This window comes from Psychrobacillus sp. NPDC096389 (assembly GCF_044762855.1).
Classification (GTDB): Bacteria; Bacillota; Bacilli; order Bacillales_A; family Planococcaceae; genus Psychrobacillus.
Map to the genome: position 1 here is coordinate 35,408 of NZ_JBIWFB010000002.1, position 19,776 is coordinate 55,183.

Annotated in this window: 19 protein-coding genes and 2 other annotated features; of the genes, 14 read left to right on the top strand and 5 right to left on the bottom strand. The window is 37.1% G+C overall.

Annotated features, from left to right (window positions below):
- Positions 1-4: 4 nt before the first annotated feature.
- Both ACIQ38_RS06465 and leuS read left to right on the top strand, forming a co-directional pair.
- Positions 5-658: a 3-oxoacid CoA-transferase subunit B gene (locus ACIQ38_RS06465; RefSeq protein ID WP_402819777.1), complete on the top strand. Its 654-nt coding sequence runs from the start codon at positions 5-7 to the stop codon at positions 656-658.
- Positions 659-705: 47 nt separating this feature from the next.
- Positions 706-917: a binding site (T-box leader), on the top strand.
- A 41-nt stretch (positions 918-958) separates the two neighbouring features.
- Positions 959-3,370, top strand: a complete 2,412-nt coding sequence (leuS, locus tag ACIQ38_RS06470) for a leucine--tRNA ligase (protein ID WP_402819780.1) — start codon at positions 959-961, stop codon at positions 3,368-3,370.
- Between the two features lie 182 nt (positions 3,371-3,552).
- Here the strand turns inward: leuS and ACIQ38_RS06475 are convergent, their stop codons facing one another.
- The gene (locus tag ACIQ38_RS06475) at positions 3,553-4,125 is read right to left on the bottom strand and encodes an anthranilate synthase component II (protein WP_402819784.1); all 573 of its coding nucleotides are present in this window, start codon (positions 4,123-4,125) and stop codon (positions 3,553-3,555) included.
- Positions 4,122-5,510 carry an anthranilate synthase component I gene (gene trpE, locus ACIQ38_RS06480; RefSeq protein WP_402819786.1) on the bottom strand — a complete coding sequence of 463 codons (1,389 nt, stop codon included), beginning with the start codon at positions 5,508-5,510 and terminating at the stop codon, positions 4,122-4,124. The genes ACIQ38_RS06475 and trpE overlap by 4 nt, the downstream gene beginning before the upstream one ends.
- Before the next feature lie 52 nt (positions 5,511-5,562).
- Positions 5,563-5,790 (bottom strand) — a binding site (T-box leader).
- A gap of 189 nt (positions 5,791-5,979) precedes the next feature.
- On the opposite strand from trpE, the gene ACIQ38_RS06485 reads away from it, so the two are divergent.
- The 3 genes from ACIQ38_RS06485 to ACIQ38_RS06495 are packed head-to-tail and all read left to right on the top strand — an operon-like array spanning position 5,980 to position 7,372.
- Positions 5,980-6,456, top strand: coding sequence for a DUF2975 domain-containing protein (locus tag ACIQ38_RS06485; RefSeq protein WP_402819789.1), 477 nt, complete (start codon positions 5,980-5,982; stop codon positions 6,454-6,456).
- Between the two features lie 10 nt (positions 6,457-6,466).
- A complete protein-coding gene (locus ACIQ38_RS06490; RefSeq protein ID WP_402819792.1) occupies positions 6,467-6,691 on the top strand; it encodes a helix-turn-helix domain-containing protein in 225 nt (74 codons plus the stop codon).
- A 51-nt stretch (positions 6,692-6,742) separates the two neighbouring features.
- A complete protein-coding gene (locus ACIQ38_RS06495; RefSeq protein WP_402819795.1) occupies positions 6,743-7,372 on the top strand; it encodes a hypothetical protein in 630 nt (209 codons plus the stop codon).
- Between the two features lie 136 nt (positions 7,373-7,508).
- On the opposite strand, the gene ACIQ38_RS06500 is transcribed toward ACIQ38_RS06495, so the two are convergent.
- On the bottom strand, positions 7,509-8,768 hold the full coding sequence (locus ACIQ38_RS06500) for a BaiN/RdsA family NAD(P)/FAD-dependent oxidoreductase (protein ID WP_402819798.1): 1,260 nt from the start codon (positions 8,766-8,768) through the stop codon (positions 7,509-7,511).
- A 104-nt stretch (positions 8,769-8,872) separates the two neighbouring features.
- Between ACIQ38_RS06500 and ACIQ38_RS06505 the strand changes: the two genes are divergently transcribed.
- The gene (locus ACIQ38_RS06505) at positions 8,873-10,489 is read left to right on the top strand and encodes a putative polysaccharide biosynthesis protein (RefSeq protein WP_402819801.1); all 1,617 of its coding nucleotides are present in this window, start codon (positions 8,873-8,875) and stop codon (positions 10,487-10,489) included.
- Positions 10,490-10,498: 9 nt separating this feature from the next.
- Entirely contained in the window at positions 10,499-11,221 is a 723-nt protein-coding gene (locus tag ACIQ38_RS06510; RefSeq protein ID WP_402819804.1) for a pseudouridine synthase, read from the top strand.
- Between the two features lie 37 nt (positions 11,222-11,258).
- Here ACIQ38_RS06510 and ACIQ38_RS06515 read toward each other — a convergent pair whose 3' ends face one another.
- Positions 11,259-11,480, bottom strand: coding sequence for a DeoR family transcriptional regulator (locus tag ACIQ38_RS06515; protein ID WP_313891525.1), 222 nt, complete (start codon positions 11,478-11,480; stop codon positions 11,259-11,261).
- 301 nt (positions 11,481-11,781) lie between these two features.
- Here ACIQ38_RS06515 and pepV point away from each other — a divergent pair, with 301 nt between their 5' ends.
- From pepV to ACIQ38_RS06550, 7 genes are read left to right on the top strand one after another with little or no spacing between them, the layout of a single operon-like run.
- Complete coding sequence (gene pepV, locus ACIQ38_RS06520) at positions 11,782-13,191, top strand: dipeptidase PepV (protein WP_402819808.1); 1,410 nt, start codon at positions 11,782-11,784, stop codon at positions 13,189-13,191.
- A complete protein-coding gene (gene dat, locus ACIQ38_RS06525; protein WP_402819811.1) occupies positions 13,191-14,042 on the top strand; it encodes a D-amino-acid transaminase in 852 nt (283 codons plus the stop codon). The genes pepV and dat overlap by 1 nt, the downstream gene beginning before the upstream one ends.
- On the top strand, positions 14,039-14,581 hold the full coding sequence (gene thpR / locus ACIQ38_RS06530) for an RNA 2',3'-cyclic phosphodiesterase (protein ID WP_402819814.1): 543 nt from the start codon (positions 14,039-14,041) through the stop codon (positions 14,579-14,581). Before dat ends, thpR begins: the two co-directional genes overlap by 4 nt.
- A 1-nt stretch (position 14,582) precedes the next feature.
- A complete protein-coding gene (locus ACIQ38_RS06535) occupies positions 14,583-15,566 on the top strand; it encodes a nuclease-related domain-containing protein (RefSeq protein WP_402819817.1) in 984 nt (327 codons plus the stop codon).
- The gene (locus ACIQ38_RS06540) at positions 15,559-16,497 is read left to right on the top strand and encodes a diacylglycerol/lipid kinase family protein (RefSeq protein ID WP_402819820.1); all 939 of its coding nucleotides are present in this window, start codon (positions 15,559-15,561) and stop codon (positions 16,495-16,497) included. The genes ACIQ38_RS06535 and ACIQ38_RS06540 overlap by 8 nt, the downstream gene beginning before the upstream one ends.
- 4 nt (positions 16,498-16,501) lie before the next feature.
- Positions 16,502-17,143: a tRNA (guanosine(46)-N7)-methyltransferase TrmB gene (trmB, locus tag ACIQ38_RS06545; protein WP_402819823.1), complete on the top strand. Its 642-nt coding sequence runs from the start codon at positions 16,502-16,504 to the stop codon at positions 17,141-17,143.
- A gap of 15 nt (positions 17,144-17,158) precedes the next feature.
- Positions 17,159-18,010 (top strand): YtnP family quorum-quenching lactonase, encoded by an 852-nt coding sequence (locus ACIQ38_RS06550; protein ID WP_402819826.1) that lies wholly within the window; start codon positions 17,159-17,161, stop codon positions 18,008-18,010.
- Between the two features lie 1,143 nt (positions 18,011-19,153).
- On the opposite strand, the gene ACIQ38_RS06555 is transcribed toward ACIQ38_RS06550, so the two are convergent.
- Positions 19,154-19,705: a flavodoxin family protein gene (locus ACIQ38_RS06555; protein WP_402819829.1), complete on the bottom strand. Its 552-nt coding sequence runs from the start codon at positions 19,703-19,705 to the stop codon at positions 19,154-19,156.
- Between the last annotated feature and the right edge of the window lie 71 nt (positions 19,706-19,776).

The following is a 19,776-nucleotide window of genomic DNA, read 5'->3' on the forward strand; positions in this document are numbered from 1 at the left end:
TAAGTTGAATACACGTGAGCAAATCGCGAGAAGAGCAGAAAAAGAAATCGAACATGGTAACTACGTCAATTTAGGGATTGGAATTCCAACATTAGTGGCGAACTTCATCTCTCCAGATAAGACAGTCGTTTTACAATCGGAAAATGGATTGCTAGGTATCGGACCTTACCCGACTGAACAGGAAGTGGACCCAGATCTTATTAATGCAGGAAAAGAAACGGTAACGACAATTCCGGGATCTTCCTTTTTCACAAGCGCTGAATCATTTGCGATGATTCGCGGTGGACATGTCGATGTAGCGATTTTAGGAGCAATGGAAGTTTCCGAAAAAGGTGATTTAGCGAACTGGATGATTCCAGGAAAAATGATTAAAGGTATGGGCGGTGCCATGGATTTAGTACATGGTGCTAAAAAAATCATCGTTATTATGGACCATTGTGCAAAAGACGGTTCTGCAAAAATTAAAAAAGAATGTGAATTACCGTTAACAGGTAAAGCAGTCGTGAATAAAATAATAACAGAACGGGCAATGATAGAAGTAACTTCAGATGGTCTTGAGTTGAAAGAGGTATTTGAAGGGTATACGATTCAAGATATTATAGATGCAACGGAAGCAACGCTAATTGTTAAAGATGTAAAAGAGAATGTTGCGATATAAGTACAGCTTGTATTTTAGATCGAAATCCATTAGAATAAATGCTAATAGAAGTGACTGTGAGAAGGATTAGTAAATAATCGTCGTTTCCAAAGAGAGCTAACGGTTGGTGGAAGTTAGCGTAACGAATTATTGAACTCGCCTTTGAGTCTGTGTAAGTGAAATTTAGTAGCTTATACCGTTATCCGCGTTAAGGAAACAAGTTGAGTGGATTTCCACTAATTTGGGTGGTACCGCGTGAGTATATACTCTCGTCCCTTAGTTTTTTAAGGGACGAGTTTTTTTATTGGAGGAGGAAACTAAATGAGCTTTAATCATGAAGCAATCGAAAAAAAATGGCAAAAGTATTGGAAAGAAAACAAGACGTATAAAATGGTGGACGATCCTTCGAAACCTAAATTTTATGCATTAGATATGTTCCCATATCCTTCAGGTGTTGGACTTCATGTAGGTCATCCGCTTGGGTATATTGCAACGGATATATTAAGTGCATTTAAACGTAAACAAGGCTATAACGTGCTTCATCCAATGGGGTGGGATGCTTTTGGACTTCCTGCAGAGCAATACGCCATTGATACAGGTAACGATCCAGCAGAATTCACTGCTAAGAATATCGCTACATTTAAACGCCAAATGAATGACCTTGGTTTTTCATATGATTGGGATCGAGAAGTAAATACAACGGATCCATCTTATTACAAATGGACACAATGGATTTTCATCCAACTATACAAAAAAGGATTGGCTTATGTAGATGAAGTGCCAGTTAACTGGTGTCCTGCATTAGGTACAGTTCTTGCAAATGAAGAAGTAATCGATGGACTATCAGAGCGTGGAGGACATCCAGTAGAACGACGTCCGATGCGTCAATGGGTTCTTCGTATTACTGCTTATGCAGATAGACTTTTGGAAGATTTGGATGAACTAGATTGGCCGGAAAGTTTGAAAGAAATGCAACGTAACTGGATTGGACGTTCAGAAGGTGCAGAGCTTACATTTGAAATCGATGGCACAAATGAATCGTTCCGTGCATTTACTACACGTCCTGACACGATTTTCGGTGCAACATATGCAGTGCTTGCTCCAGAACATAAATTAGTTGAAAAAATAACTACGGCTGAGCAATCAGAAGCAGTGCAAGCATATCAAGATCAAGTAAAGCTAAAAAGTGATTTAGAGCGTACAGATCTTGCCAAACATAAAACAGGGGTATTCACTGGTGCTTATGCAATCAATCCTGTGAGTGGCGAGAAAATGCCGATTTGGATCGCCGATTATGTATTAGCAACATACGGAACAGGTGCTATTATGGCGGTTCCAGCGCATGATGAGCGCGATTATGAGTTTGCTAAGCAATTTGATTTGCCGATTGTAGAAGTAGTCGCTGGTGGAAATGTCGAAGAAGAAGCTTATACAGAAGACGGAACACTTGTGAATTCAGATTTCTTAAATGGTTTGAACAAACAACAAGCAATTGCTAAAGCAATTGAATGGTTTGAAGCGAATGGTAAAGGCGAAAAGAAAATTACGTATCGTTTGCGCGATTGGTTATTTAGCCGCCAACGTTATTGGGGAGAGCCAATTCCAGTTATCCATTGGGAAGACGGCACTTCAACAACTGTAGACGAGTCTGATTTGCCACTAATGCTACCTGTAACAACAGATATTAAGCCAAGTGGAACTGGTGAATCACCACTTGCCAATATTACAGAATGGGTAAATGTAGTAGATCCTGTAACAGGGAAAAAAGGACGTCGTGAAACAAATACAATGCCACAATGGGCAGGTAGCTGCTGGTACTACTTACGCTACATCGATCCAAACAATGATGAAGCGCTAATCGATCCAGAACTAGCAAAACGCTGGTTACCAGTCGATATTTATGTAGGTGGAGCAGAGCATGCGGTATTGCATTTATTGTACGCGCGTTTCTGGCATAAATTCCTTTATGACATTGGAGTTGTTGCAACGAAAGAGCCATTCCAAAAACTATTTAACCAAGGAATGATTCTAGGTGAAAATAATGAGAAAATGTCTAAGTCAAAAGGGAATGTAGTAAACCCAGATGATATCGTAAAATCACACGGTGCCGATTCCCTTCGTCTATACGAAATGTTTATGGGACCACTAGATTCTTCCAAAGCATGGTCAACGAATGGACTAGATGGTTCAAGAAGATTCTTAGACCGTATTTGGCGTTTGTTTGTCAATGAAAATGGAAAACTAAGCGAAAAAGTAACCGAAACATCCTCTGCAAATATGGAGAAAGTGTACCACCAAACAGTTAAAAAAGTAACGGAAGACTACGAATCCATGCATTATAATACAGCTATCTCACAAATGATGGTATTTATCAATGAAGGATATAAAGCAGAAAGCATTTCGAAAGAGTACGTTGAAGGATTTGTGAAACTAATTTCTCCAATTGTTCCACATATCGCAGAAGAGCTTTGGAGCATTTTAGGACATGAAGATACAATTACGTATGCAGCGTGGCCAACGTTTGACGCATCCAAATTAGAAGACAATGAAGTGGAAATTCCTGTTCAAATTAAAGGAAAAGTACGTGCAAAACTCCTTGTTGCAAAAGATGCAACAAAAGAAGAGCTGGAAGCATCAGCATTAGCTTCCGAACAAGTGCAACAATGGCTAGAAGGGCAAGAAGTGAAAAAAATCATTGCCATTCCTGGTAAAATGGTGAACATCGTTATCTAATAATCAAAAAAGCTGCTTATTTCTTTCGGGAGATAAGTAGTTTTTTACTTTTTTTGGATATTCCAACTAAATCTAAAAAAATTCTAACTAAACTCCCCAAAATTCCAAATAACTCAATTCTTCTCCTTTTGAACACGATAAAAGCTCCTAGAAAGACTCTAGGAGCTTGTGATTATATAGCTTTATGGCAGTATTTCTAGAAATGATTCCATCAACTGGTCACCTTTCGCGGTACCAATCGATTCCGGATGAAATTGAAGCCCAAATAATGGGTAGTCTCGATGCTTAATCGCCATAATTTCATTGTCATCTCGCGACCTTGCGAGTACTACTAGTTTTTCATGTAATGTATGTTCATCAATGACGAGCGAGTGATAGCGCATGACAGAGATTGGCTCTGTGAAAGCTTCAAAAATCAATGACTGAGTATGTTGGATTTTTGAAATCTTCCCGTGCATGATCGTTTTCGATTGTATAATATCTGCTCCAAACGCGGCTCCGATCGATTGATGTCCAAGACAAATTCCTAGAATAGGATATTTTTGATGTAGCTTCTGGATAACTTCGACTGAAATTCCCGCTTCGGCTGGAGTACCAGGGCCAGGAGAAATAATAATGGCTTCTGGATTTAACTGTTGAATTTCTTCAATTGTGATAGCATCATTTCGCACAACTTGCACATCTTTCCCAAGATTACTTACTTGCTGAAATAAGTTATAGGTAAAAGAATCATAATTATCGATCAATAAAATCATCGTTGCACCTCCAAAAGTGCTTTCGCTTTATTAATCGTTTCCTCAAATTCACTTTTCGGAACAGAATCATGAACAATACCGGCACCAGCTTGCACATATGCTTGATTATCTTTCACTACCATCGTACGTATAGCAAGTGCCAAATCCATATTACCAGTGACAGAAATATAACCAACAGCCCCAGCGTATACTCCACGTTTTGTAGTTTCCAGCTCATTAATAATTTGCATCGCGCGAATTTTGGGTGCTCCCGAAACAGTTCCCGCAGGTAAACAAGCGGTTAATACATCGAGTATATGCAAGTCTTCCTTTAGTCGGCCAGTTACTTCCGAGACAATATGCATGACGTATTTATAGTATTCAATTGTCATATACTTTTCGATTTGCACAGAGCCAATTTCCGAAATTCTTCCGATATCATTCCGTCCAAGATCCACAAGCATACGATGCTCGGCAATTTCTTTTTCGTCATTTAGTAAATCTTTTGCGATTTGGATATCCTCTTCTTTAGTTTTTCCTCGTGGTTTTGTCCCGGCAATCGGATTTGTAGTTACCAAACCATTATTTACTTTTACTAAACTTTCTGGTGAAGTGCCAAGAATCGTATATTTTTCAAAATCCATATAAAACATATACGGAGAAGGATTGGACGTTCGAAGCTGGCGGTATAGTGCAAAAGGGTTTCCTTCGAAAGGGGAAGAAAAACGTTGTGATAGCACAACTTGAAAAATATCACCTTTTACAATATGTTCTTTTGCTTTTTCAACCATCTCTATAAAGGCAGATTCTTCTATCTTTGATTGAAAAGCAAGCTTTATGTCCGTATCTTCTTGAAGCTTGGAATTTTGCATTAAATCGGTATATATTTTATCAATTGCATCCGACATTTCTTGCTGGGTACGTCCATTTTGGAATAAATCAATTGCAGCAATTGTTACGATTTGCTTTAAATGATCAAAAATAATAAATGTATCATAGAACATGAGATGGATATCGGGCATTTCTAATTCATCAGACAACAGTTCACCAATTTTCTCGTGATAAAATGCCGTTTCATAACCAAAATAACCAATTGCTCCACCGAAAAATGTAAATTGATAATTCTCTGGATGGATTGGCAACAAATTTTTCAGCTTTTCAATTACAGACGTTGAACCTTTTTCGGTGTCTCCCTTTGTATACGAAAATGTATACCCCAACTGGTCACCGGTCAATTCTGCAATTGGATTTAGTGCGATAAATGAATAGCGTCCGCTTTCTTCATGCTTAGCGGATGATTCAAATAGCATTTTCTTTGTTCCATTTAACGAATGATAAATGGAAATAGGGGTCATCATGTCCCCTTGGATTTCTTTCATCTCATAACTTCTCGTCTCAACTGTCATTGCTTATCTCTCCTATTCTCTGCTCAACTGAACGCAAAAAGGCCCTCCATCTAAAAAGGACGGAGAGCCGTGGTGCCACCTTTATTGATTACTTTTGTAATCCACTTATTCGCAAACAAACATTTGCGCGTCTTATAACGTAGACATACGCCAAAACCTACTATTTCTTTCAGTCTTGGAGCTCAGAAGCCCATTCACTCTATGTCCGCTACTGACTCGCACCAACCGTCAGCTCTCTAAAGCATTCCACAAAGCTACTATTCTTCCTCATTGCTTGTTAATGACCATTGTAATATAAAAAAATTCAAAATTCAATTTTTATTTTGGTGATTTCGGCTACGCAGGATATGGGTCTGAAATTAGTATTTGTACAGCAATAAACAAAAAATAAAAATCAATAAAAATATATTGTAAATCGATAAATTGTGTGTTAAATTCAAATGGACAATAAATAAGTGAGGTGCTTTTTATGAAACGAGGATCAACACTCTTTCTAAAGGTAGTTGTGATTCTTATTGGAATGCCCATTCTTGCATTGGGCATATACGGGGTGTATTGGTTACCTAGTAATCCTGTAAATCCAGATTATGCTTATATACTATATCCTATATTAATTGGTTTGTATGTAACAGTGATACCGTTTTTTGTTGCATTGTATCAGACTTTTAAACTCTTAAGTTATATAGACAAAAACCAAGCATTCTCTGAGTTATCTGTTAAAGCTCTCAAGAAAATCAAATTCTGTGCGCTGACCATTAGTGGGGTGTATGTGGTAATTCTGCCATTTGTGTTTCTCGTAGCAGAGTTAGATGATGCACCAGGTCTTGTTATAGTAGGAATGGTTCCTGTTTTTGCTTCACTGGTAATAGCAGTGTTTGCTGCAGTACTTCAAAAACTTTTAAAAGATGCGATTGATATAAAATCGGAAAATGACTTAATAGTCTGAGGTGAAAACGATGGCAATAATAATCAATATTGATGTAATGTTGGCTAGAAGAAAAATGAGTGTTACAGAACTTTCAGAGAGAGTTGGAATCACGATGGCAAATCTTTCGATACTGAAAAATGGAAAGGCAAAAGCTATTAGGCTATCCACATTAGAAGCGATATGTAAGTCATTAGATTGCCAACCGGGTGATATTCTAGAATATAAAGATGACACAGGAGATGAACTAAAATAGAGTGGTACTAGATTAACTGCTAGTAAGGGGAAAAGGACAGGAGTAACAATGATGGATAAGGAACAAAAGACGGTTTATGTTTTATTGACCGATACAGGTACATTATTAAATAGAACGATCAAAAACTTTACAAATGCACCTTACAATCATGCTTCTATCGTTTTTGACGAAAAACTTGATGAAATCTATAGTTTTGGGCGAAAATATCCGAGAAATCCGTTGATTGCTGGTTTTATAAAAGAAGATATTTATTTTGGTACTTACCGATATTTTGATAACACGAGATGTGTGTTATCAAAAATTGAGGTTTCACCAAAAGAGTATAATCGTATCAGAGATGTTATCCAAAGCTTTAATAATAACAAAGATATATATTCGTATAATTTCCTGGGGCTCGTTGGTGTTGCTGTCCGACGTCCAATTAACCAAAGGAATAAATACTTTTGCTCTCAATTTATTGCAGAGGTTTTTGAACAAAGTGGACTAGATTTATGGAATCTTCCTCCTCCGCTTATCACGCCAAATGACTTTTTAATACATCCGCGTTTCGAACTACTTTACGAAGGAAGACTATATGATTATCCACTGTTAGACCCTGTTATGCTATCCTTGTCAGAGATCAATTTAAATTATGCCTTTATATCCTATTTAGAGCTTTTAAAAAAGAAATTACCGCTATAATATCTATTTTGCTGAAGATGTAATTGTTTAATAAGAATACAACAAAAAGGACCTTCGATTTGGTCCTTTTTGTTGTGATAAAATATCCAATATAACCTTATAGTGACAAGAAAGTGATTTCAAATCCTCATAATAATCATCCAGTAAAATTGGCAGCATTCATTCCGGCAATTTTCCCAGTTACAAGGGCAGACGTAATATTATAACCACCTGTATACCCGTGAATATCCAAAATCTCACCACAGAAATAAAGACCGTCCTTTTTCTTAGATGCCATTGTTTTTGGTTCAATTTCTTTAATGGATACACCGCCACCTGTTACAAATGCTTTGTCTAGTGGTTGTGTCCCATATACATTTACTGTGAATTGTTTTAATTGATGAGCAAGTTCTCTTATTTTATCGTGGGCTAAGTTTTGACCATCTTCACTTTCCTGTATACCAGCACGCTGAAGTAAGAATAATAGCCATCTTTCCGGTACAATTCCTTTCCAAACATTTTTCACCGCTTTTTTCGGATCTTCTTTGACGTGAGAAAGGAGGGATTGGAATGTTTGCTCTTCGTTTTGATCAGGTAAACTATCGATACGAACTTGTACAAGCTGTCCACCATTTTTCTTTTGTTCTTTCACCACGAATTGGCTACAGCGTAATATAGCCGGACCACTTAATCCAAAATGGGTAAAGAGCATGTCCATTTGATGGGTAATAATAGGCTTTCCATTTTTCTTCAGTACAGAAACTGCCACATCTCGAAGAGCAAGGCCTTGAAGTTCCTTAGATTTAATAAAAGGCTCGCTTGATAATAAAGGAACTTCTGTTGGATAGAGATCCGTAACTGTGTGACCCGCTTTTTCGGCCCAAGGATAGCCATCTCCTGTAGAACCTGTTTGGGGTACTGCTTTTCCGCCTACTGCAACGACAACGCTACCTGCAGTTATTTCTTTTCCATCAGCTAGACGAACGCCAATTATTTTTTCATCATTCATTAACAGTTTAGCAACTGGGGAATTTAATTTAATCTCGACTTTTAATCTTTGAAGCTCATCGAGTAAGGCATTCACCACATCCATCGCCTTATTCGAGACAGGGAACATTCTTCCATGGTCTTCCTCTTTTAAAGGGACACCTAGATTTTCAAAAAATGCAATAATGTCCTCATTGTTAAAAACAGAGAATGGACTGAACAAAAAGCGTCCGTTTCCAGGTATGTTTTTGACGATTTCTTCTTGAGGAAGTCGATTTGTTACATTACAACGTCCTCCACCAGAAATAGCAAGTTTTTTCCCAAGCTTCGACCCTTTTTCAATAAGTAATACTTTTTTCTTTTCTGCTCCAGCAGCTGCGGCAGCCATTAATCCAGATGGACCCCCACCGATTACAATAACGTCATACATAAATAATTCACACTTTCACTTTTTTCTTTATTATACATGATTGTGGTTTTGTTACGACAGATGTAAACTGTAAGGTAGACATTTTAGAAGATTGGGCGGGTTTTATGGCTTCGAATTTATTAAAAGGGACAATGATTTTGACTGTTGGTCTCTTATTATCAAGAATTTTAGGTGTGTTATATGTTATTCCTTTTTACCAAATCATTGGGGAGGATTATGTGGCACTATATCAATACGCATATGTACCATATTCCATTATGCTTGCGATAGCTGTTTCTGGGGTGCCTATTGCCGTTTCTAAGTTTGTATCGAAATACAATGCGCTAGGGGATTATGCGACTGGTCGAAAATTAGTAAAATCTAGTATGCTATTGATGATGGGTACTGGAGTTTTAGGTTTTATCGTTTTATTTGTAATGTCGGAACCAATTGCTCATCTCATTATTAAAGATGATGAGGCACTGTTTACTGTAGAAGATGTAGCAACCGTTATTAAATATGTAAGTTTTGCGGTTATTGTTGTACCTGTCATGAGTTTAATCCGAGGATTTTTCCAGGGGTATCAACATATGTCTCCTACAGCAGTTTCACAGCTATTTGAGCAAATTGTACGTATTCTGTTTGTCCTAGCAGGCGGATTTATGGTCGTTTATATTTTCAAAGGCTCTGAAAAAACCGCGATTTCTTTTGCGGTGTTTGCTGCGTTTTTAGGGGCGATTGCAAGTTTAATCGTTTTATATTGGTATTGGAAAAAATTAAAGCCAGAGTTTAATGGATTGCTCAGTTCGAGTGGTAAAATGACTTCTGATGTTTCACTTACAAATATTTATAAAGAGATGCTGATTTACACCGTTCCATTTGCTTTAGTTGGTGTTATCAATCCATTATTCCAATTTATCGATATGATTACATTTAACCGAGCAATGTTGAAAATAGGTATTAATGGAGAAATTTCTAATACATTACTTGGAATGCTCAACTTTTCTGCTCATAAATTAGTAATGATTCCAGTAATGCTAGCTACAGGATTTTCCATGACGTTAATTCCTTTAATTACTAGTTATTACGCTAAACAAGATTTTGGCCAAGTTAGAAAATCACTAGACCAAACTTTTCAAATATTATTATTCCTAACTGTACCAGCTGCAATGGGGATTTCTGTTTTAGCGAATGAATTTTACCTTGTATTTTATCAGCAAAGTGAAACAGGGTCGATGGTGCTTGCACATTATGCGCCAGTTGCGATATTATTCGCGCTTTATCCGGTAACGACAGCGATTTTACAAGGAATCGATCGACAAAAACTTATTATCTTGAATTTGCTACTTGGTATATTAACGAAACTCGTATTAAATACACCTTTGATAAAAGCATTTGAAACAGATGGAGCTATATTGGCGACTGCTGCTGGATATATTGTAGCCATCGGATTAAATATGTTGGCGATTCGAAAATCATTGCATTATAAATCGCCGATGGTTATTAGACGTACATTATTAATAGTCATTGTAAATGTGGTAATGTTAAGCCTTGTATACTTGTCTAAATGGGGCATCGAGAAAATGTTCGCAATAGATCATAAGTTAGAAGCCTTAGTAGTTATTTTCGTTTGTGCGTCTATTGGGGCGGCTTTTTACGGGTATTTCACATTGCGCCTTGGTCTTGCGCAAAAGCTCTTTGGTGAAAGACTGACGAAGTATACGAAAAAAATTGGTTTTTAGGAGAACGAAATGCGATTAGATAAATTTCTAGCTCATACGGGCTTTGGGACAAGAAGAGAAGTAAAAGTATTAATCAAGTCAAAGGCAATCCAAGTAAATGATGTCACTGTAAAAGATAGCTCGATGCATGTGAATGAATATGAAGACAGAGTATCCGTTTATGGTGATGTTATTCCATATAAACAGTTCATCTATTTGATGTTAAATAAACCAGCAGGTGTGGTATCTGCAACAGAAGATACAAGGGATAAAACCGTCATTGATTTATTGGACAATGATGTACAGCATTTCAATCCTTATCCTGTAGGGCGGCTGGATAAAGATACGGTAGGACTACTGTTACTCACAAATGACGGTGCTTTAACGCATCGTTTGCTGTCGCCAAACAAGGATGTTCCGAAAGTATATTTTGCCAAAGTGCAAGGGATTGTGGATGAGTCAGACATAGAGGCTTTTAAGCAAGGGGTCATATTAGATGATGGATATCATACAAAACCCGGAATACTGGATATTTTAAAAAGTGGACCTATTTCTGAAATTGAATTGACAATTACGGAAGGGAAATTCCATCAAGTGAAAAGAATGTTTGAATCGGTGGGAAAAAAAGTAGTTTACTTAAAGAGACTTTCCATGGGGACACTTAAGTTAGATGATTCCCTATCAGAAGGTACATATAGGGAGTTAACTGCAGAAGAATTAGAGCAATTACAGCAAAAGAATGACCTCGCTTAAATTTAGAGCATGGTCATTCTTTTCATATTGTACGTATCTAAGATGTCATTTTAACGCGTTTGTTCGTCGTGGTCCATTTGCCTCTTGTTGGACTAATAACTAAGTCATTAAAAGCAAGCACATTCAAATCTCGTTGAATTGTACGAGGAGTGATGCCAAATTCATCGACCAAGTCTTGTGTAGTAACAGTTCCGTTATCTCGGATGAACATGTACATGTCTTTAATTCGATTGAGCATCCGATCAGTAGTAGGTTTCATAATTCAACCACTCCTTCATCTTCATATCTCTTGGCTAGACTAGCGGACGACATGGGTGAAAAGCAACTAAATAATTGCAATTTACAGCCCCTTTACTATATTGGTAGTCAAAAGTATTATCTGACAATTTAATTATAGTAGATTTTCTACCAAATTTCTATCAAAATCAATTAATTTACAAATGTTTTACATAAAAATCTGAAAGTACAGGCATTTTCCACCTTAAAATTATTTTAAAAGACGTTCAGTCAAAATAAGTGTAAAATAGCTATATATATGAATAGCGGAGGAGATTTGTGTAATGAACTGGTTAAAACTTGCAGAAGAAAAGAAACAAGATATCATTTCGGAATTACAAAAGTTAATCCAAATTCCTAGCGTCCTTCAAAAAGATTTGGCAACAGAAGAAATGCCTTTCGGTCCGAAGCCATTAGAAGCATTACAATATATGCTGGAAGAAGGAGAAAAAGCAGGATTTACAACAAAAAATATAGATAATATGGCTGGTCATATTGAGATGGGGAATGGAGAAGAAATTCTCGGTATCCTTTGTCACGTAGATGTAGTGCCAGAAGGATCGGGCTGGACATATCCTCCTTTTGAAGGGGTTGTGGCAGATGATAGAGTATACGGCCGTGGGGCAATTGATGATAAAGGACCAACAATCGCTGCTTGGATGGCGATGAAATTAGTAAAAGCATCCGGCATTGAACTTTCTAAAAAAGTGCGTATGATCATTGGAACGGACGAAGAAAGCGGATTCCGTTGTGTGGATCGCTATTTTCAAAAAGAACAAATGCCGACAATTGGATTTGCACCAGATGCAGATTTCCCAATCATTAATGCAGAAAAGGGAATCGCCAGTTTAATCTTTACACAAACGGGCTCACCTGAGACAGAAACGATCCAGTTTTTCCAATCAGGAAAGCGTACAAATATGGTGCCAGATGAGGCATTTGCATTCGTTTTTGGAGGGCTTATCACGATTAAAGAAAAATTCGATGCGTTTGCTAGTAGTCATGGGATCACAGGAGAAGTTGCTCCTCAAGGCCCAATGGTCAAAGTGTTAGTGCATGGTAAATCGGCGCATGCAATGGAACCAGACGACGGAGTAAATGCAGCAATTTTCCTTGCGAAATTTTTGCAAACGATTAATTTAACTGCTCATTCGAAAGCTTTTGTAGACTTTTTAGTAGAAGGGTTTGGAGAAGATAGTAGGGGACATAAACTTGCCTTAAATTTTACGGATGATGTTTCAGGTGATACTACGCTTAATCCTGGGGTTATTCATTATGCGCCAGAACAAGGGTCATGCACGCAAGTAAGTATGCGCTATTCTGTTACGTATCCTTTTGAAGAAAAGCTTGCTGCATGTCGAGAAGTGCTTAAGGAAATGAGTATTACATTAGATTTAGGTTCAAATTCTGCTCCTCATTATGTGGATGAAAAGGATGAACTAATTCAAACATTGCAAAAAGTTTATGAAAGAAACACAGGTGAAGAAGCAAAGCTTATATCTATTGGTGGAGGAACATATGCACGCGTACTCGACAAAGGGGTTGCGTTCGGTATGCTCTTCCCAGGTAGAAAAGATGTTGCACACCAAGTAGATGAGTATGTTGATATTGAAGATTTAATAAAAGCAACTGCCATATATGCAGATGCAATTGTAGAGTTAGCAAGTAAAACTTCAGATGTAGGAGAAAAATAATGGCTAAAATATTATGGAATGATGAAATCATAAATGAAGAAGAAGTAAAAATTGGATATGAAGATCGTGGTTATCAATTCGGTGATGGCATTTACGAAGTGATTAAAATTTATAATGGCAATGTATTTACAGCAACAGAACATATTGATCGTTTATATGCAAGCGCAGATAAAATCCAATTAGTCATACCTTATACAAAAGATGTTATGCATAAAATGATTCACGATTTAATCGAGACGAATGAAGTAGAAAATGGACAAATTTATCTACAAGTTACTCGTGGTATGAGCCCAAGACAACATAATTTCCCTGCACCTGCAGTGGAATCTGTTCTCACAGCATACACGAAAGAAACGACACGCCCATTAACCCAACTGGAAAACGGAGTAAAAGCTTGTTTTGTAGAAGATATTCGCTGGCTTCGTTGTGATATTAAGTCATTAAACTTACTTGGTAACGTTCTTGCAAAACAAGAAGCAATCAGTAAAGGATGCTATGAAGCAATTCAACACCGCGGAGAAATCATAACTGAAGGTTCTTCCTCTAATGTGTATGGTATTAAAGATGGCGTGCTATATACACATCCTGTAAGTAATTTAATATTGAATGGGATTACAAGAAAAGTGATTTTAGACTGCTGCGACGAAATTGGATTAAAAGTAGTCGAAGAGGCGTTCACAAAAGAACAAGCATTAGCAATGGACGAAGTAATTATGTCTTCTACTAATGCGGAAGTAATGCCAATCATTTCGATTGATGGTCAACTAATTGGAAGCGGAAAACGTGGGGACTGGACAGAAAAATTACAAAAAGCATTTGAACAAAAAATCCCAACGTCTATTGGTGTATGAAACAGCATTATTTTATCGGTATAAAAATTCCCGAGCCTATTGCAAATGAGATTGTAAACGAGCGTGAAAATACAAATGTGCATGAAACACATAAAATATTGCCTGTTGCTGACGACTTGCATATCACGCTCTTTTACTTAGGGCATGTGGAACAAAATGTTCTAGCATCGATAGTGCAACGGTTACAAGACATTCAGTGGGAAGCGTTCGAACTAACAACAAGTGGCTTATCCCATTTTGGAAATGAACAAACACCCCGAGTAGTCTTTACAGGGGTAGAAAATAGTAATCCTTTAGTTGTCTTACAACAAGAAATTGTACAGCGTCTATCACAAGTAATAGAGATAACGAACGTAACATCATTCATTCCTCATATTACGATTGCTAAAAAATGGTCATCAAAGAATGAATTGCATGCAAAAGATTTTCATTTACGAAAGATGCGTTTTGAAGTTTCTCATTTTTCCATTTTCCAAATAAATAACAATCGTTCCCCTCACTATGAGGAGATAGAATATATACAGAGTAGGAGGGGGTAGTATGGCTCAATTAGTGAAGCTACAAGATTATGTTTCACGCTATGAAAAAGATTTGAAAAGATACCCAACTCAATTTATTCGATTGAAAAAACAACAATGGGAGCGTACGAAAGAAGCGTTTGAAAAAGGGACTTTAAATAATACTTGGGAGGAAACGGAAGAAGAAGTAATAGAAGAACCAGAGAAAAAATCTATTTTTTCTAAACTGTTTCATCGCAAAAAAGAGGAAAACTCAGATGAAGAAACGTGGGAACCAAACGAAATAGATGAAGTAAATACTATAGCGGATGAACCCACTCCTCTTTTCTTCGAACCTAAAATCGTCTATGAGCCGCAGACGAAAGAAGATTTGAAAAGAATGTATTTAGATCAACTTTTCCATTTTCAATTAAAATGGGCTAGTTCTACTTTACGTGAAAAATCGTATGTAGATCCTAAATTTATGCGGGATACTTTACTCCGAACGTTTATGCAAAATTTGCCGGATAATTATTTTTTATTTTATTATCCTATATTGCAGCTAAAAAAAGCACCGATTGAATTAGATATAATGCTTGTTTTGCCAACGGAAATCGTCTGTATCGTCATGCTAGAAGAGCAAAATTTAGATGCATTTATCGGTAGTGGAGACCGTTTTTGGATAAGAAAAAGTGGAAAAGAAGAGAAAAAAGTATTAAGTCCAATGATTAATATTAATCGTATGGAATCTATCTTATTGCAAGTCTTTAAAAAAGAAGAAATAGATTTGCCAATCAGAAAGGTAATACTTTCGAGGAATGGATATATCGATTATCCTGGTTCTGCTTATAATGTACAATTTATCGATAGCAGGACATATTCAGAATGGTTTTCATCATTAAAAAGCTCACCATCTCCTATGAAACATATGCAATTTAAAGCAGCGCAAGCAATTTTAAATTTAGTGCAAACTACTTCTTATTCGAGGTCTTCTTGGGATTTAGATAGCGAGGAGAAAGATGAATAACGTAGTGTTTATCGTCAATGAGCATGCGGGTAATGGACGAGGAAAAAAGGTATGGAAGAAGTGGAAAGATGCAATTTCTTTTCCTTATACGTTTATGATAACAGAACGAATTGGGCATGCGATTGAAATTGCAAGAAACTATGCAACTTCCAGTAACGAAGACTTGTTAATTATCGCTGTTGGTGGTGATGGTACGGTCCACGAAATAATTGCTGGAATTACAGGATATGATCATGTTCGTGTTGGCGTTATTTCTGCAGGCAGCGGAAATGATTTCGGCCGAACATTTTCTGTTTTTCAAACGATCGAACAATTAAATTGTTATGTACATAGCGCTTATGCATCTGAAAAAATGGATTTAGCTTTGTTAGATACTGGTCAACATCGGTATGAGGTTGTCAATAATGCGGGTTTTGGATTTGATGCAAAAGTAGCTTATTCTGTTAATCATTCTAAATGGAAACAACGATTAAATGCATTTGGTTTAGGAAAGTTAGCATACATTTTATACCTCATAAAAGAATTATTTACTTTTCAGCGATTTTCTTTCACTTTACATAAAGATGAAGAAGTGGTAACGTATGACGATGTTTGGTTCTTCGTTGTATGTAATCAACCATACTTTGGTGGAGGAATGAAAATTTCGCCTTCCTCAAAACCAGACGATGAACTTATTGAAATGACGGTAGTATACAATTTAGCGAGATGGAAATTATTATTTATATTTGGTACCGTGTTTTTTGGAAAGCATACAAAGTTTAAAGAGGTCATACAATTTCAAGCAAAAAGGTATTCAATTACTTTTCGTGATGAAGTATATGGCCATGTAGATGGGGAGTTTTCTTGTATAACAGCTGAAAATCGCATGTATTCATTTTCAGTCATACCAAAAGCTTGGAACTTAGCAAAACACATAGAAAAAGGAGTTTAACGTAATGAGGTTAAGACATAAACCGTGGGCAGAGGAATTTATAAATAGCCACCCTGAGATCGTCATTCCGAATCCGGAAGCATTAAAAGGGAGTTGGGAGTCCGAATTTAAAAATGATTATCCCCTTCATATAGAAGTAGGTACAGGGAAAGGTCAATTTATAACAGGAATGGCTAAACAAAACCCGGATATTAACTATATTGGAATAGAGCTTTATGATAGCGTAATTGTTTCCGCAGTTGAAAATGCAATTGCTGCAGGCTCTCCGCCAAATTTGCGCCTATTAAAAGTAAATGGTGCTGATCTGGACAAATACTTTGAGAAAAACGACGTAGACCGCGTTTATTTGAATTTCTCTGATCCATGGCCAAAAATTAGACATGCTAAAAGACGTTTAACGCATGAAGGATTTTTGAAACTATATGAATCTATTTTAATAGACAATGCGGAAATCCATTTCAAAACAGATAACCGAGGTTTATTTGAATATTCTTTAATTAGCATGTCTGCTTATGGTATGTTAATAAAAGATGTTTCGCTCGATTTGCATGTAAATATGCCTGAAGATAATATTATGACGGAGTATGAAGAAAAATTTTCTGCAAAAGGACAGCCGATTTATCGAGTAGAAGCAAAATTCGTATAAAAGGGGACTAGGAGAATGGATACGTTTCGATTTCACGATATGTCATTAACTTGGCTAAAAGGTGGGACAACACATATGGACGGGGGTGCCATGTTTGGAGTCGTACCAAAACCCTTATGGGAAAAGAAATATCCGGTCAACGAAAAAAATCAAATCGAATTATCATCCGATCCATTGTTCATCCAGCACAAAGGGCAAAATATTTTACTAGAGGCTGGAATCGGATACGGAAAGTTTACGGACAAGCAACTACGAAACTACGGAATTTCCGACCAATCTCAAGTAGAAGACAATTTAGCACAACTTGGTATACTACCGGAAGAAATTGATATCGTAATCATGACACATTTACATTTTGATCATGCTTGTGGTTTAACGAAATGGGTAGATGGCAAGCTTGTCTCTAGTTTTCCAAAGGCTAAAATTTATGTATCAGATGTCGAATGGAATGAAATGAAAAACCCAAATATCCGTTCACAAAATACATATTGGAAAGAAAATTGGGAGCCAATTGTAGAGCAAGTGGTTACCTTTGCGGATTCGATTGAAGTAGTTGAAGGAATTGAAATGATTCATACTGGTGGACATAGTGATGGACATAGTATTGTTTTGTTTAAGCAAAACGATGAGACGATTATTCATATGGCTGATCTAATGCCAACACATGCACATCAAAATCCACTATGGGTATTGGCTTATGATGACTATCCTATGACTTCTATTTTTGCGAAAGAGAAGTGGGTAAACGAAGCATTGCAATCGAATTATTGGTTTAGTTTCTACCATGATGCCTTTTACCGATTAGTGAAATGGTCAGAAGATGGAAAAGAAATATTAGATAAAGTAGAGAGAACGAATGTCATATAAATGAAATATGGAAAACAGCTTATGGATTGCCTAATCATAAGCTGTTTTTTGTTGCATAGATAACTAAATTTAGTTTGGATATCACTTTTCAAATAACATAAGTTATACATTTTGGGGATTGTACGTGACATAGAGGTACTGCGTCGTAGCGACCGCTGTGATTTTCGCAGCAGGACGGACGCTTTCCGTGGGGTGAGTGATGAGCCTTCACCGCCGCGCCTACGCGCGTACGTTGTGAAGTCTCATCTTACTCACTTGATCCCTTCGGAGTCGCCGACCTGCAGCGAAAATCAATGGTAAAAACTTACTTATCTTGGTCTCGTATTAACAATAAATGGTTGAACGAGTCCTTTTTCACAGTGTGCGTGACAATCACAACTCCGAACATTACAATGTACACCTCGAAAGAGAAAACATGGCAGCTGAACACGACAACCCCAGTCTATCCGATACTAGCTTGCGTGCTCAGATGGCTTTATAACGTATTGTTCCAATAATATATAGAAATTATAGTCGTCTCACCCTAAGTAAAGAGCTGATTTAAGAATTTAGTTGCTTTCATCGGCTATTTGATTGCTCTCGTGATGATTTGATTGCTTTCAGACTGGAATTGGTTGCTTTCCATGAATGGTTGGTTGCTCTAAGCCATTTACTGGATAAAATAGGCCCATAAAATGTAGTAAGCTTTATTATTAATACACAAATATGGAATAAGCAAGTGATTTTCATTGATTTTCGAAGCAAGCGTCGACTCCAGCCGAGGCCAACAGGATGTTTGTTACGAAGGCGTTGCCACACGATGTGGCGTTCTTAGCCTTTGTTCCTTTGCCTGAGCAAAATGAGCCATCTCAGGCGTACGCCATAAGCGGCGGGGATGGCTCATCGCTTACCCGGCGGAAAGCGTAGGATTGCAACGAAAATCTTAGCGGCCACCTAATAGGGCTTTACGACGCTTTATCCCTATAATGTGTCGAAATCAGCACGGTCTCAATCCAAGTAAACTTGTTTTATTAGGACTTGGTTGTTTTCAATAGTTATTCAAATGTCATTACATGGTATCCATTATTTGGATATCATTATTCTAGGATTACATAATTTAGGAATATCATATGGCGGTAACTTTGTTAAGACAAATTATCCGCCTTAACTTAAATCATTATTCAACTTTTCTCTAAGCTGTTCTGCTGCGGATAGTGCTTGTAAATCTTGCTTAATATCCCCTGGTCTGTTGCCTTCTCCAATAATATATCCTTCAAAAGTCGTTCCCATAAAGCCAAAAATATGTTGAAACTGCTGAATCATTGGTAATCCTTTCATGTATGGATCATCTCCGCCGACAGCTATGACATATGCTCTTTTTTGAGCCATTTGTTTTTTAAAATCGGGATACTTTTTGTCTTTTAAAGTCTGGGACCAACGATCAATAAAGTTCTTCATTATTCCCGTCATGCTATACCAATAAATCGGTGTAGAGAAAATAAGCAAATCATGCGGAAGAATTTGATCGATGATGGAGTTGTAGTCATCATTCACTTCGGGAAATCCTTCTTCTGCATGCCGTTTATCTATTATAGGTTCTATTAAATAATCCTTCAGATATATTTCTTCCACCACTACCCCTTGAGTAGCTAACTTTGTTAACATCTCCGTATTCCCGTCTGGGCGGTTTCCACCGTAAATCACTGCAATGCTCATCCATAATACCTCCATTTTTTAATTAATTTGTTATTTAATCATTGTTATTTTATAATGAAACTCAAAAACAA

Coding starts and splice junctions, on each gene's coding strand:
- leuS (WP_402819780.1), top strand. CDS start 959: ATGAGCTTTAATCATGAAGCAATCGAAAAAAAATGGCAAAAGTATTGG.
- ACIQ38_RS06475 (WP_402819784.1), bottom strand. CDS start 4,125: ATGATTTTATTGATCGATAATTATGATTCTTTTACCTATAACTTATTT.
- trpE (WP_402819786.1), bottom strand. CDS start 5,510: ATGACAGTTGAGACGAGAAGTTATGAGATGAAAGAAATCCAAGGGGAC.
- ACIQ38_RS06485 (WP_402819789.1), top strand. CDS start 5,980: ATGAAACGAGGATCAACACTCTTTCTAAAGGTAGTTGTGATTCTTATT.
- ACIQ38_RS06490 (WP_402819792.1), top strand. CDS start 6,467: ATGGCAATAATAATCAATATTGATGTAATGTTGGCTAGAAGAAAAATG.
- ACIQ38_RS06495 (WP_402819795.1), top strand. CDS start 6,743: ATGGATAAGGAACAAAAGACGGTTTATGTTTTATTGACCGATACAGGT.
- ACIQ38_RS06500 (WP_402819798.1), bottom strand. CDS start 8,768: ATGTATGACGTTATTGTAATCGGTGGGGGTCCATCTGGATTAATGGCT.
- ACIQ38_RS06505 (WP_402819801.1), top strand. CDS start 8,873: ATGGCTTCGAATTTATTAAAAGGGACAATGATTTTGACTGTTGGTCTC.
- ACIQ38_RS06510 (WP_402819804.1), top strand. CDS start 10,499: ATGCGATTAGATAAATTTCTAGCTCATACGGGCTTTGGGACAAGAAGA.
- ACIQ38_RS06515 (WP_313891525.1), bottom strand. CDS start 11,480: ATGAAACCTACTACTGATCGGATGCTCAATCGAATTAAAGACATGTAC.
- pepV (WP_402819808.1), top strand. CDS start 11,782: ATGAACTGGTTAAAACTTGCAGAAGAAAAGAAACAAGATATCATTTCG.
- dat (WP_402819811.1), top strand. CDS start 13,191: ATGGCTAAAATATTATGGAATGATGAAATCATAAATGAAGAAGAAGTA.
- thpR (WP_402819814.1), top strand. CDS start 14,039: ATGAAACAGCATTATTTTATCGGTATAAAAATTCCCGAGCCTATTGCA.
- ACIQ38_RS06535 (WP_402819817.1), top strand. CDS start 14,583: ATGGCTCAATTAGTGAAGCTACAAGATTATGTTTCACGCTATGAAAAA.
- ACIQ38_RS06540 (WP_402819820.1), top strand. CDS start 15,559: ATGAATAACGTAGTGTTTATCGTCAATGAGCATGCGGGTAATGGACGA.
- trmB (WP_402819823.1), top strand. CDS start 16,502: ATGAGGTTAAGACATAAACCGTGGGCAGAGGAATTTATAAATAGCCAC.
- ACIQ38_RS06550 (WP_402819826.1), top strand. CDS start 17,159: ATGGATACGTTTCGATTTCACGATATGTCATTAACTTGGCTAAAAGGT.
- ACIQ38_RS06555 (WP_402819829.1), bottom strand. CDS start 19,705: ATGAGCATTGCAGTGATTTACGGTGGAAACCGCCCAGACGGGAATACG.